Consider the following 12,876-nt stretch of genomic DNA (forward strand, 5'->3'; position numbering starts at 1 on the left):
CGCGCCCTAGAATGCCCCGATGCGCGATGATCTCTCCCTTCTGCTGAACTCCCTCAACGATGCCCAACGCCAGGCCGTAGCTGCCTCCGTGGGTCGTCAGTTGGTCCTGGCCGGTGCTGGCTCCGGTAAAACCCGAGTGCTGGTGCACCGTATCGCCTGGTTGATCCAGGTCGAAAACGCCTCGCCCCACTCCATTCTGTCGGTGACCTTCACCAACAAGGCCGCTGCCGAGATGCGTCATCGCATCGAGCAGCTGATGGGTATCAACCCGGCCGGCATGTGGGTCGGCACCTTCCACGGCCTGGCGCACCGCTTATTGCGGGCGCACTGGCAGGAAGCGGGCCTGAGCCAGACCTTCCAGATTCTCGACAGTGATGACCAGCAACGGCTGGTCAAGCGGGTGATCCGCGAACTGGGCCTGGACGAGCAACGCTGGCCGGCCCGGCAGGCCCAGTGGTTCATCAACGGGCAGAAAGACGACGGTCTGCGTCCACAACATATTCAAGCCAGCGGGGATCTGTTCCTGGCGACCATGCGCAGCATTTATGAAGCCTACGAGGCTGCGTGCCTGCGCGCCGGCGTCATCGACTTCTCCGAACTGCTGCTGCGCGCCCTCGATCTGTGGCGCGACCACCCGGGCCTGCTCGCCCATTACCAGAAGCGCTTCCGGCACATTCTGGTGGACGAGTTCCAGGACACCAACGCCGTGCAGTACGCCTGGCTGCGTCTGCTGGCCAAGGGTGGCGACAGCCTGATGGTGGTCGGCGACGACGATCAGTCGATCTATGGCTGGCGCGGCGCGAAAATCGAGAACATCTATCAGTATTCCGACGACTTCCCGGATGCCGAGATCATTCGTCTGGAGCAGAACTACCGCTCCACCGCCGGGATCCTCAAGGCCGCCAACGCCCTGATCGCCAACAACACGGGGCGCATGGGCAAAGAGCTGTGGACCGATGGTGGCGAAGGCGAAGCGATCAATCTGTACGCCGCGTTCAACGAACACGATGAAGCACGCTACGTGGTTGAAACTATTGAAAGCGCGCTGAAAACCGGCTTGGCTCGCAGTGATATCGCGATTCTGTACCGCTCTAACGCCCAATCGCGCGTTTTGGAAGAAGCCTTGCTGCGCGAGCGCATCCCGTACCGCATTTATGGCGGTCAGCGCTTCTTCGAACGGGCAGAAATCAAGAACGCCATGGCTTACCTGCGTTTGTTGGAAGGCCGTGGCAACGATGCGGCCCTGGAGCGGGTGATCAACGTTCCGGCCCGTGGCATCGGCGAAAAAACCGTCGAAGCGATTCGCGATCATGCGCGCCACGGCGACGTGTCGATGTGGGAAGCCATGCGTCAGCTGGTGGCCAACAAGGGCCTGACCGGTCGCGCTGCCGGCGCCCTTGGGGCGTTTATGGAGCTGATCGAGAACCTCGCCGCCAAGTGCATGGAAATGCCGCTGCACCTGATGACCCAGACCGTCATCGAGCAGTCGGGGCTGATCGCCTACCACCAGGCGGAAAAAGGCGAGAAAGGCCAGGCCCGGGTAGAAAACCTTGAGGAACTGGTCAGCGCCGCGCGCAACTTCGAAAACCCGGAAGAGGACGAAGAGCAATCGCCACTGGCGGCATTCCTCGGCCACGCCTCGCTGGAGGCCGGGGACACCCAGGCCGACGAGCACGAAGACAGCATTCAGTTGATGACCCTGCACAGCGCCAAGGGCCTGGAATTCCCTTACGTGTTCCTGGTGGGCATGGAAGAAGGCCTGTTTCCGCACAAAATGAGCCTGGAAGAACCCGGTCGCCTTGAAGAAGAGCGTCGTCTGGCCTATGTCGGTATCACCCGGGCGATGCAGAACCTGGTGCTGACGTATGCTGAAACCCGACGCTTGTACGGCAGCGAGACCTACAACAAGGTGTCGCGTTTCGTACGTGAAGTGCCGAAAGGCCTGATCCAGGAAGTGCGACTGTCCAACAGCGTCAGCCGTCCGTTCGGTGGAGGCCAGCAGCAGAGTTCCAGCAGCCTGTTCGGCGGCAGCGAGATCCCGGACACCGGGTTCAGCCTCGGCCAGACTGTGCGGCATTCGGTGTTCGGCGACGGTGTGATCCTGAATTTCGAAGGCGCCGGTGCTCAGGCGCGGGTGCAGGTGAACTTCAGCGAAGGCAGCAAGTGGCTGATGCTCGGTTACGCCAAGCTGGAAGCGATCTAAAGCCCGCCAGTGATGATCGTTCCCACGCTCTGCGTGGGGAATGCATCCCGTGACGCTCCGCGTCCAGGGTGGCGTTACCACGCAGAGCGTGGGAACGATCTATCACGGTGATCTCGCAGTGGCGCTGGTCGCCTTTCCTACAGAACTTATCCACTCCTCCTACAGACCAAAGTTAACAGGCCCTATTGCACTGACTGAACCTGAACAGAACCTGTCAGGCAAAAGCCCGAAACACTCTGCCGCTAGCCAGTGACACTTCAGCTGTGCAACATGGCGCGCGTGCCATCCACAAATGGGAATTCCCTTTATGAAACGTTTTCTTAGCATCGCCATGGCGTTGTGCATCGGCCTGACGATGAGCCTGGACGCCAACGCCAAACGCTTTGGTGGCGGCAAAAGTGTCGGCGCTGCGCCGACTCACCAGACCAGCCAAATGGCTCCTTCTTCTCCTGGCGTGGGCGGCGCAGCTGCCACTGCCGGTGCGGCCGGTGCCGCTGGCGCTGCCGCCAAGGCCGGCGGTGCTTCGCGCTGGCTAGGCCCTCTGGCCGGTATCGCGGCCGGTGGCCTGCTGGCCTCCATGTTCATGGGCGGCGGCTTCCAGGGCATGCAGTTCTTCGACATCCTGATCATGGCGGTCATCGCCTTCCTGGTCTTCCGCTTCATCGCCGCTCGTCGTCGCAAGCAGCAGGAGCACCTGGCCCCGGCCGGCGCGCCGATGCAACGTGAAGTATTCGAGCAGAAGCCCGCCATGGGTTCGATCTTCGGCGGTTCGGCTGCACCTGCTGCCGCTCGTCCGGTGATCAATGCTCCGGCCTGGTTCAACGAACAGCGCTTCGTCGAAGCGGCCCGCAACCACTTCCAGTCCCTGCAGCAACATTGGGACGCCAACGAAATGGACAAGATCGCCGAGTTCGTGACCCCGCAGTTGCTGGAGTTCCTCAAGCGCGAACGTGCCGACCTGGGCGACGGCTTCCAGTCGACCTACATTGACAACCTCCAGGTACAACTGGACGGCGTTGATGACCGTGCGGACAAGACCATCGCCACCCTGACCTTCAGCGGCGTGTCGAAGACCTCGCGTTTCGACCAGGGCGAAGTGTTCAGCGAAAGCTGGAACATGGAGCGTCCACAGGGCGAAAACCAGCCTTGGCTGGTAGCAGGTATCCGCCAGAACGGCTGATAGCTCCGCGTTTCGCATGCTGTAATGAAAACCCCGGCTCTGCCGGGGTTTTCTATTTCACGGTTGCATCTATAGCGAGCTACTGTATAAACCGCCCCAACTAAACCGCGCCATCAAGCAAGAGGATCCCGGACGTGGAAGAAATCATCGAACAACTGCGTGAAGCCAACGAACCGGTACCGGTCCCCTTGGAGTTGCCCGACGAAGATCTGCTGGTAGAAATCGAAGAACAACTGTTCATCGACATTCCCTTCGTATTCAGAGAATTCCTGCTGACTGTCAGCGATGTAGTCTACGGCAGCCTGGAGCCGGTGACCGTCACTGACCCGCAATCCCACACCTACCTGCCGGACGTTGCCGCCAATGCCTGGGACGCTGGTGTTGATCGCAGCCTGATCCCGATCTGCCAGGACGGTGACAACTACTACTGCGTCGAAGAAGACGGCACGGTGGTGCTGTGGCTGGCCGAAGAAGAATTGCTCGCCGAAGAAACCTGGGAGTCGGTCTGGCACTGGGCGCGGGACGTCTGGCTGGAAAGCTGATCCGCGTTGATCCGCTACGAGGTCAATGCCCGGACGAATCCTTGTGGTTGTCCAGGGTTTCCAGCAAGGCCACCTGCATCCGCGTATGCACGCGGATGAACCAGCGCCAAAGCAGCGCCGCCACGGCGGCCGCAACGACGGCGATGAGCACCAGCAACTTGTTGGTCGGCAGAATACTGGCCGACAAGGCTGCCAACAGCAGGAAAATCACCAGCAGCGAGAGGATCGGGATCACTTCGGCGATCACCCGACGCACTCGCTGCGTGTGGCGGCCGGCCATCTCCGACTTCACCCCCATTTCTGCCAGCAACATCGACAGCGCCTTGAGCTTGCGATAGGCGGCGATCAGGAACGGCAGCGACAACAGCAACGCCCCACCCCAGATCAACGCTTTCTGCCAGCTCGGGTCGCTGATCCAGTCTTGCAGGTAAACGGACATGCGCTCGGCGAAGAAGGCGCCCGATAAAAAGATCGCAACCACCAGCGCCAGATTGACCCCCACCTGCAACAGAATCCGCCGAATCATCGACGCCAACAGCGCGCCCTCGCCCTGAGGCTGGATGCTGCGCAGCCATTCGCCATACATCCCCAGCACACGAGCCAGACGCTGCGGCATTACGGCAGCAAGCTTGATCGACAGCGGATCGGCCGCGCGGATCAGATAGGGCGTCAACAGCGTGGTGATCACCGAGACGGCCACAGCCACCGGATAGAGAAAGCTGCTGGTGACCTGCAGTGTCATGCCCAGCGCGGCGATGATGAAAGAGAATTCGCCAATCTGTGAAAGCCCCATCCCCACGCGCAGTGAGGTGCGTCCGTCATTGCCGGCGATAAACGCGCCGAGGCCGCAGGACAGCATCTTGCCCAGCACTACCGCCACAGTGATCACCGCAATCGGCCAGGCGTATTGCAGCAGGATCATCGGATCGAGCATCAGGCCGATGGCGACGAAGAAGATGGCACTGAACAGGTCGCGAACCGGCTCGATCAACTGCTCGATCTTCAGCAGCTGGCGCGATTCGGCCATGATCGCGCCGATCAGGAATGCGCCGAGAACCATGCTGTATTCAAGCTTGACCACCAGCAGGCAGAAGCCGAAACACAGGCCCAGCACGGTAATCAGCAACATCTCGTTGCTCTCGAATTTCGCCACATAGGCCAGTAGTCGCGGCACCAGCAGAATGCCGATGACCAGTGCGACAATCATGAACAGGGAAAGCTTGCCGACGGTGGAAAAGACTTCGCCGGAACTGACCGTGCCGCTGACCGCGATGCTCGACAGCAAGGCGATGATGCCGATACCGAGGATGTCCTCGACGATCAGTACGCCAAAGATCAACTGCGCAAAACGCTCGTTCTTCATCTTCAGGTCGTTGAGCGCCTTGACGATGATGGTGGTCGAGGAAATCGCCAGGATCGCGCCGAGGAACAGCGAGTCCATGGTATTCCAGTCGAACCAGCGGCCGATTTCGTAGCCGATCCAGATCATCAGGACGATTTCCAGGAAGGCCGCGATAAACGCCGTGGCGCCGACCTTGAACAGCTTGCGCAGACTGAACTCCAGCCCCAGGCAAAACATCAGGAAAATCACCCCGAGCTCGGCGAGGGTCTTGATGGTTTCTTCGTCGTGGATCAGGCCGAAGGGTGGCGTGTGCGGGCCGATAATGAAACCGGCGACGATGTAGCCGAGCACCACCGGTTGTTTGAGACGATGAAAGAGCACGGTCACCACACCCGCGATCAACATGATCACTGCCAGATCCTGAATGAAACTGATGGCATGCATGGTGTGTGGCTCCTTCGGGAGTGGGCTTTTGAAGGGTAACACCACGACTTCCGCCGCAAAGACGGTGCAATATATGGAAACAGATCGCTTCGGGCGTGACGGCGCCTCCCCGCCCGGCGTCCCGATAACTGTTGGTTTGAAAAACACCGACAAGCACCCACAGAGGTGTAACCCCCAAACCCTGCCTTGAACCCGTGAGTACGTTATGGAACCCGGAAACGCCCAGCTGTCGATGACGGTATTGATGACCCCCGACATGGCCAACTTCTCTGGCAATGTCCACGGCGGCACCCTGCTCAAATACCTCGATGAAGTGGCTTACGCCTGCGCCAGCCGGTATGCCGGCCGTTACGTAGTGACCTTGTCGGTGGATCAGGTGATCTTCCGCGAGCCGATTCATGTCGGTGAGCTGGTGACCTTTCTGGCCTCGGTCAACTACACCGGTAATACCTCGATGGAAGTGGGCATCAAGGTCGTGACCGAGAACATTCGCGAGCGCTCGGTGCGCCACACCAACAGCTGCTTCTTCACCATGGTCGCGGTGGATGACCAGCGTAAACCGGCCTCCGTCCCCCCACTGCAACCGCAGAACAGCGAAGACAAGCGTCGGTACATGCAAGCCCAGCAGCGTCGGCAGATTCGTCAGGAACTGGAAAAGCGCTATCAGGAAATCAAGGGCGACGCTTAAAACAAAAGATCGCAGCCTGCGGCAGCGCCCACAGACGCGCAGGAGCTGCCGAAGGCTGCGATCTTTTCTACCGCCACACCGTTACAAACTGATCGCTTCCGCCTCGAACCGCACCCGGGGATGGGCGATCCGGTCCTGCGCCCGCACCAGTTCCAGCTCATAGCTGGCACACGCCTGGGTTTCCAGCAGCACTTCATGCACCGCCGCCGCGGTGAACTCGAAGGCGCTCAGCAGACTGTCACCCAGCAACACGCGCGCCAGGAACAGCCCGGAAGTCAGATCACCAACGCCCACCGGCTGACGCGGGAACGCCAGCAACGGCCGACGCAAGTGCCAGCTGCCTTCAGCGGTCACCAGCAACATCTCGAAGCCATCCGCCAGTTTGCCGGGATAGTCCAGATGCTTAACCAACACCGCCTTCGGACCGCGCGCCAGCAGCGCCCGCGCCATGGCCAGACAATCGAACAGTGACTGCGCCTTGCGCCCCGAGAAGCTGTTCAACTCCAGCTGATTCGGGCACATGAAGTCGGCTATCGCCGCCGCCTCTTCCAGCAGGAAATCGCTGACTTCGGCTGGAACACTGCAGCCCTTCTCCGGATGGCCCATCACCGGATCGCAGAGGTACAAGGCTTTGGGATTGATCGATTTGATTCGCTCCACTCCCGCCAGAATCGCCCGCCCCTGGGCCGCGCTGCCGAGGTAGCCGGACAACACGGCGTCGCAGTTGCCCAGTTCACCAATCGCCGCGATGCCTTCCACCAATTCCGGAATCTGATGCGGGGCCAGCACTTCCCCGGCCCACTGGCCATATTGCGTGTGGTTGGAGAACTGCACGGTATTGAGTGGCCAGACGTTCACCCCGACCCGCTGCATCGGGAAAACCGCGGCGCTGTTGCCAGCGTGGCCGAACACCACATGGGACTGGATGGCGAGCAGATGAGGCGTACGTTTCATGCGGTGAGTTTTCCATAAACCGATTGAAATTCGAGCCGCGCAGTATGCGACTAAACGCAGCCTGTACGACAGACCAGAGACGCAGTTAAGCTGACACTATCTTGTTGGAGCACCCTGTTGATGCTGACCCTAGGAAATATCTTCGTGCTGATGCTGCTCGCCACCGGTGGCGCATGGCTGTGGCACAACCACGGCTTGCGCGAACGCGCACTGGAGCGGGTTCAGCAGCATTGCGCCAAGCTGCGGATCGAGCTGCTGGACGGCAACGTAGCCTTGAAAAAGATCGCTTTCATTAAAGACGCCAACGGCCGTCGGCGCCTGGCCCGTGTGTATAACTTCGAGTTCACCGTGACCGGCGAAACCCGCCACAACGGCACTATCACTCAGTTCGGCGCCCATAGCGCACAGATCGAGCTCGCGCCCTACCCAATGCCATTCGACGACACACCGCCGGTGGTCGAAGTCGCAAAACCCAGCGCCGAGGTGATTGAATTGAGCCAGTGGCGGCAAGAACACACCAAGTGGCGTCCCTGAAGATCAAAAGATCGCACCGTAGGAGCTGTGATCTTTTGATCTTCACCCCGACCGGCAATCGGCCAGATCTCTTTGCAGTGAATCAACAACCTGTACCTCACTGAAAATCAGCTCGATGCGCGAATCCCGTCGCCATTCGCTGGGTTGCCAATCCAGTAACGAGTTATTCAGCGCGTTGGCCGACACCCAACCCTCGACACTGTGGATAACCAGCTTCGCCCGCAACCATTCAAGGCTCTCAAGCCACTTTCCGACAAGCACGGCATCGAATGTCTGACTCGGATGCCAGCGCCAGCCGACGCTCCAGCCACCCTCTTGCGCCTGACTCAAGCAAATCGGCTGCGCAGGGTCAGTCCAGATGGCCGGCATCTGTGCCAGCCCCTTGGGCACGATGAAGTTATCCACACCCGCGACAGCCTGAGCCTTGAGGCCCGGTAACTCGCTCAGCGGCAAGACAGCTTGCTGCGTCCAGTACAAAGGACGCGACGGCAACTGTGCGACAACTCGCTGGCGATCACTGTCGTCGAGGCTTTCCGCCTTGTTCAGCAACAGCAACCCGGCACTGTCCAAGGCTTGCTGTTGCGCCGCTGGCAGCGGTTTTCCGGCCGCGAGTGCCCGGGCATCCAGTACCAGCACGCAAGGCTGCACCGCCAGGACGCCTTGCCACGGCGCCTCGCTCAATTGCCTGAGCAACTGAGCCGGATGCCCCAGTCCGGACGGCTCGATGAACAGTCGATCCGGTCGTGCCTTGCGCAGCAACCGTCCGAGGCCGACCTGAAACGGCGCACCATTGACGCAACACAAACACCCCCCGGCCACTTCCCCCAGTGCGATACCATCGGCGTCCTGGGTCAGCAACGCAGCATCCAGGCCGATCTGGCCGAATTCGTTGATCAGCACCGCCCAGCGCTCACCGGCCGGCCGCTGCGCCAGCAGGTGCTTGATCAGGCCGGTCTTGCCGGCACCCAGCGGGCCGGCGATGACGTGGGTGGGAATGTTCTGCAACATGGTCGAAGTTTTCTGAGGAGGTAAAGGATGCGGTTGATGGGATGGTCGTTGCTTCTGGCGCTCACGTCGGGTGAAGCGCTGGCCCAGGCCTGCGTGGTACATAGTACGGCAGCGCGGCTGGACGTGAAGGTCTGCCAGCAGAACCGCAACATCCCGGAAAAACTGTTCGCCGACGGCTTCTGCCAGCCGAATCTGGCCGGGCAGAAAGTCGAGGTGCAGTACGTCGACCAATGCCCCGCCGGCGCATTCGGGGTATGCAGCAACGCTCAAGTCGCCAATATGCCTTACCGGCAGGATATTCACTATTACGGCGTGGCCACCGATGCGGCGTATCTGAAGCCGTTTTGCGAAGCCCAGAGCCAGGGAACCTGGCTCAAACCTTGAGCTGTCAGCCCAACCAGTCGAGGGTCAGGATCAAACGACGCTCGCCCGGCGCCGGCTGCGGCGAACGGTGAATCAAGCCGAAACCTTCGTTACCGTGCCACTTCTCTCCCTTGAGCAGCGCCACTTCGCCGCTGGCGATTTGCTGGATCAGCGAATCATCCTTGGGTTCGGCGTCAGGCTCGCCTAATCGGCGGCGATCCATCGCCCCTTCTTTCAGCCATTGGCTGCCGACCCCTGCGTAGGTAGTGATCAACCGCACCGGCACATGATCGACGTGGAAACGCGGGCACATGGCTTTGTCCAGAACCCGCAGGCGCAAACCAATACGTTGGGCACCCAATAGGCAGGCAAAAGCACTGACCAGCCAGGAAACGTCGGCGATAAAGCCTTCGTAGCCTTCAAGGTCGCTGAAGCCTGAGGCTAAACCGTGGAGATTGGGTTCAGTGTCTTCACTGGCCATTTCCAGGGACAGCGACACGGCCAGCGGCTGGTTCAGGGACAGCAGCAAGCGACCGAAATCGGCAATGTGCGCTGGCAGTTGGCGTTGCCAGAGGGCGAGGTTCACACCGTCGTCCAGAATCCCGGTCAGCACCTTTGGCGTTTCACCTTGAACCTGAGCAATGACCGGTCGCAACTTCAGACTGGGCGCCAGCATCAGGCAGCCGCCTCTTCGTGCCAGGGACCGAACGGATCGGGCAACAGCCGCCAACCCTCGACGCCCAGGGCCATTTCATCATCCGTCAGCAGGCAGTTATCAAGTTCGGCGGTGAGTTGTGCAAAGTCGATGTTCTGACCAATAAACACCAGTTCCTGCCGGCAATCTCCGGTGGCGGCCGTCCAGTTCTCCATGATCCCGGCGGTGCTTTCTTCGTCTTGCGGCCATTGGTTTTTCGGCACGAAACGCCACCAGCGCCCGGCAAACCCGTAACGCATCAAGCCGCCGGCCTGGGACCAGCTGCCGGCATCCATGTGTTTGCTGGCCAGCCAGAAAAAGCCCTTGGAGCGCAGCAGTTTGCCGTTGACCCACGGGCGATCGATGAAGCTGAAAAAACGCTGCGGATGAAACGGTCGCCGCGCCCGATAAGCCGTGGAGGCAATACCGTACTCCTCGGTTTCCGGCACGTGTTCACCGCGCAATTCCTGTAACCATCCTGGTGCCTGAGCAGCCTTCTCGAAGTCGAAACGCCCAGTGTTGAGGATCTTCTTGAGTGGCACCTCGCCCATGACCATCGGAATGATCTCGGCCTGGGCATTGAGCCGTTCGAGGATCGCGATCAGCTCCTGGCGTTCGCGGCTGCTGATCAAATCGATCTTGCTGATCAAGATCACGTCGGCGAATTCGATCTGCTCGATCAACAGGTCAGTGATCGAGCGCTCGTCCTCCTCGCCCAGGGTTTCACCACGGGAAGCGAGACTTTCGGCGGCCTGGTAGTCGAGCAGGAAGTTCATGCCGTCGACCACGGTGACCATGGTGTCGAGCCGCGCAATGTCGGCCAGGCTCTGCCCCTCTTCATCGCGAAAGGTGAAGGTTTCCGCCACGGGCAGCGGCTCGGAAATGCCGGTGGACTCGATCAGCAGATAATCGAAACGACCGTCCCTGGCGAGTTTGCTGACTTCTTCGAGCAGGTCTTCGCGCAACGTACAGCAAATGCAGCCGTTGCTCATTTCCACGAGTTTTTCTTCGGCACGGTTCAGACTGACATCGCGTTGAACTTCACTGCCATCAATATTGATCTCGCTCATGTCGTTGACGATCACCGCGACCCGCAGATTATCGCGATTACGTAGTACGTAATTCAGCAGTGTACTTTTTCCGGCGCCGAGAAAGCCCGACAGGACGGTCACGGGGAGACGATTGGGCATCAGGTATTCCTCACAGGGATGCCCGGTCGCAATGTCGGGCTTAATTTATGTTATAGTATAACAACACAAACAAGCCACTCTCCTCTTGCTCACCGCGACAAAGAGCACGATGCTTTAACCTGTCCGCTCCTTGAGAAATGCCATGGGAAACGCTCTGAGATTCTCGTTGTTGAGCCTTTCGCTGCTGATCGCAGTCAATGCCTGGGGACAAATCCCCAGCCTGGCCAAATGCACCCGCAGCGCCAATCTGCTGGCCTGCGTGGATGCCGACGGCAATGCCTACAGCGTTAACACCGTCGGCAACATGATCTACTTGCGCGGCTTTGAAGTCGCCGGTAAACGCTATTGGGCGCAGACCAATAGCCGCTACGGGCAACTGACGTTCTTTACCGGCCTCGCATCCGATGGCGAAGCCTGGGTCGGCTACAACCGCCGGGTTGGCTGGACAACCATCAATCGGTTCTCCAGCTCCGGGGGCAGCAGCGCGAAGTTCACCTGCAGCCGGATGACCGGTTGCTAGGCCTGTGCCTTCTTCTGCTCCTGCTGCCAGGCGATGTAGCTGTTCATTGGGGGATTCTTCTGAAAGTAACGCTGCAAGCCGTCGAACAAGCCATCAGCCACCGCCTGCTGATGCCGCGCTGTCACCAGTCGCTGGCTGTCACGGGCGTTCGAGATGAAGCCGGTTTCCACCAGAATCGACGGCACATCCGGCGACTTCAACACGGCGAAACCCGCCTGTTCCACACGCTTCTGATGCAGCGTGGTAATGCCCGCCAGACTGCCGAGCACCGTGTTGCCCAACTGCAAACTGGCGGCGATGGTGGCGTTCATCGACATGTCGAGAATCACCCCGGCGAGCATCGGGTCCTTGTCCTTGAGATTGAGCAGGCTGGTGGCGCCCAACAGGTCCGCGCCGTTCTCCCGTTGCGCCATGAAACGCGCCGTGGCCGAGGTCGCACCGCCTTCGGACAGGCAGTACACCGACGCACCTGAAGCGGTGAGGCGCGGCGCGGCGTCCGCATGGACCGAGATGAACATGTCGGCCTTGTGCTTGCGGGCGATCTCCACGCGCTTGCGCAGCGGGACGAAGAAGTCGTCGTTACGCACCAGTTTCACGTCGAAGCCCTTTTCACGCTTCAGCCTCTTGGCCAACAGCTGGGCGATCGATAGCACCACGTCTTTCTCCCGCTCACCTTTGGCGCCGACCGCGCCCGGGTCTTTGCCGCCGTGACCAGGGTCGACCACCACAATGATGTCGCGCTTGGGGTGAGCCTTGTCGATGATGGGCTCACGTTTTTCCGGCGGCGCCGCCGCGATCTGTAGCGGAGCAATGGCCTTCAGATCGAGCACCAATCGGTGCCCCTGCCCATCCTGTGGCGGCAGCAGGAAACTGTTGAGCTGCACCGGGCCGCTGAGGTCAAGAACGATCCGCGTATCACCCTGACCGAAATGCCCGGAACGGATCGCGCGAATCACCGAGTTGTCGAGCACCAACTGACTGAAGTCGCCACTGAGGTCGGCGCCACTCAGATCGATGATCAGCCGCTCAGGAGCACTCAGGGAAAAGGTTTTGTATTGCACCGGCCCGCTCAGATCGAACACCAGTCGCAGCTTGTCCTCCGAACGCCACAGTCGTGCATTGCGAATTTGCGTGGCCGACACACCAAAAGGTAACGCAAAGGCCGCGCTGGCCAGAATCAGGTTGAGCAAGTGACGTCTGTGCATGATGAAAGC

13 protein-coding genes are annotated in these 12,876 nt (G+C 60.2%); 7 read left to right on the plus strand and 6 right to left on the minus strand.

What is annotated here, in order from left to right; translation table 11 throughout:
• Positions 1 to 19: 19 nt before the first annotated feature.
• The 3 genes from uvrD (at position 20) to PSH69_RS29675 (ending at position 3,925) form a co-directional block, all read left to right on the plus strand.
• Positions 20 to 2,203, plus strand: a complete 2,184-nt coding sequence (gene uvrD / locus PSH69_RS29665; protein WP_305410582.1) for a DNA helicase II — start codon at positions 20 to 22, stop codon at positions 2,201 to 2,203.
• Between the two features lie 307 nt (positions 2,204 to 2,510).
• On the plus strand, positions 2,511 to 3,383 hold the full coding sequence (locus tag PSH69_RS29670; RefSeq protein WP_305410583.1) for a Tim44 domain-containing protein: 873 nt from the start codon (positions 2,511 to 2,513) through the stop codon (positions 3,381 to 3,383).
• 134 nt (positions 3,384 to 3,517) lie between these two features.
• On the plus strand, positions 3,518 to 3,925 hold the full coding sequence (locus PSH69_RS29675; protein ID WP_007934432.1) for an SMI1/KNR4 family protein: 408 nt from the start codon (positions 3,518 to 3,520) through the stop codon (positions 3,923 to 3,925).
• 22 nt (positions 3,926 to 3,947) lie between these two features.
• On the opposite strand, the gene PSH69_RS29680 is transcribed toward PSH69_RS29675, so the two are convergent.
• Positions 3,948 to 5,711, minus strand: a complete 1,764-nt coding sequence (locus PSH69_RS29680) for a cation:proton antiporter (protein WP_305410584.1) — start codon at positions 5,709 to 5,711, stop codon at positions 3,948 to 3,950.
• Positions 5,712 to 5,916: 205 nt separating this feature from the next.
• Between PSH69_RS29680 and PSH69_RS29685 the strand changes: the two genes are divergently transcribed.
• Positions 5,917 to 6,399 (plus strand): acyl-CoA thioesterase, encoded by a 483-nt coding sequence (locus PSH69_RS29685; RefSeq protein ID WP_007934430.1) that lies wholly within the window; start codon positions 5,917 to 5,919, stop codon positions 6,397 to 6,399.
• A gap of 81 nt (positions 6,400 to 6,480) precedes the next feature.
• On the opposite strand, the gene pdxY is transcribed toward PSH69_RS29685, so the two are convergent.
• Positions 6,481 to 7,353, minus strand: a complete 873-nt coding sequence (gene pdxY / locus PSH69_RS29690; RefSeq protein ID WP_305410585.1) for a pyridoxal kinase PdxY — start codon at positions 7,351 to 7,353, stop codon at positions 6,481 to 6,483.
• Positions 7,354 to 7,473: 120 nt separating this feature from the next.
• On the opposite strand from pdxY, the gene PSH69_RS29695 reads away from it, so the two are divergent.
• Positions 7,474 to 7,887, plus strand: a complete 414-nt coding sequence (locus tag PSH69_RS29695) for a DUF3301 domain-containing protein (protein WP_138866545.1) — start codon at positions 7,474 to 7,476, stop codon at positions 7,885 to 7,887.
• A gap of 42 nt (positions 7,888 to 7,929) precedes the next feature.
• Here the strand turns inward: PSH69_RS29695 and PSH69_RS29700 are convergent, their stop codons facing one another.
• Positions 7,930 to 8,895 (minus strand): GTP-binding protein, encoded by a 966-nt coding sequence (locus PSH69_RS29700; protein ID WP_305410586.1) that lies wholly within the window; start codon positions 8,893 to 8,895, stop codon positions 7,930 to 7,932.
• Between the two features lie 27 nt (positions 8,896 to 8,922).
• Here PSH69_RS29700 and PSH69_RS29705 point away from each other — a divergent pair, with 27 nt between their 5' ends.
• Complete coding sequence (locus tag PSH69_RS29705) at positions 8,923 to 9,279, plus strand: hypothetical protein (protein WP_028940098.1); 357 nt, start codon at positions 8,923 to 8,925, stop codon at positions 9,277 to 9,279.
• A 4-nt stretch (positions 9,280 to 9,283) separates the two neighbouring features.
• Here PSH69_RS29705 and PSH69_RS29710 read toward each other — a convergent pair whose 3' ends face one another.
• Both PSH69_RS29710 and zigA read right to left on the minus strand, forming a co-directional pair.
• Positions 9,284 to 9,934, minus strand: a complete 651-nt coding sequence (locus PSH69_RS29710; RefSeq protein WP_305410587.1) for a DUF1826 domain-containing protein — start codon at positions 9,932 to 9,934, stop codon at positions 9,284 to 9,286.
• Positions 9,934 to 11,142, minus strand: coding sequence for a zinc metallochaperone GTPase ZigA (zigA, locus tag PSH69_RS29715; RefSeq protein WP_305410588.1), 1,209 nt, complete (start codon positions 11,140 to 11,142; stop codon positions 9,934 to 9,936). Before zigA ends, PSH69_RS29710 begins: the two co-directional genes overlap by 1 nt.
• A gap of 142 nt (positions 11,143 to 11,284) precedes the next feature.
• Between zigA and PSH69_RS29720 the strand changes: the two genes are divergently transcribed.
• Positions 11,285 to 11,662 (plus strand): glutamine synthetase, encoded by a 378-nt coding sequence (locus tag PSH69_RS29720; RefSeq protein ID WP_305410589.1) that lies wholly within the window; start codon positions 11,285 to 11,287, stop codon positions 11,660 to 11,662.
• On the opposite strand, the gene PSH69_RS29725 is transcribed toward PSH69_RS29720, so the two are convergent.
• Positions 11,659 to 12,867, minus strand: a complete 1,209-nt coding sequence (locus tag PSH69_RS29725; protein WP_305410590.1) for an N-acetylmuramoyl-L-alanine amidase — start codon at positions 12,865 to 12,867, stop codon at positions 11,659 to 11,661. The genes PSH69_RS29720 and PSH69_RS29725 overlap by 4 nt on opposite strands.
• Between the last annotated feature and the right edge of the window lie 9 nt (positions 12,868 to 12,876).

The organism is Pseudomonas sp. FP1740, assembly GCF_030687165.1.
Classification (GTDB): domain Bacteria; phylum Pseudomonadota; class Gammaproteobacteria; order Pseudomonadales; family Pseudomonadaceae; genus Aquipseudomonas.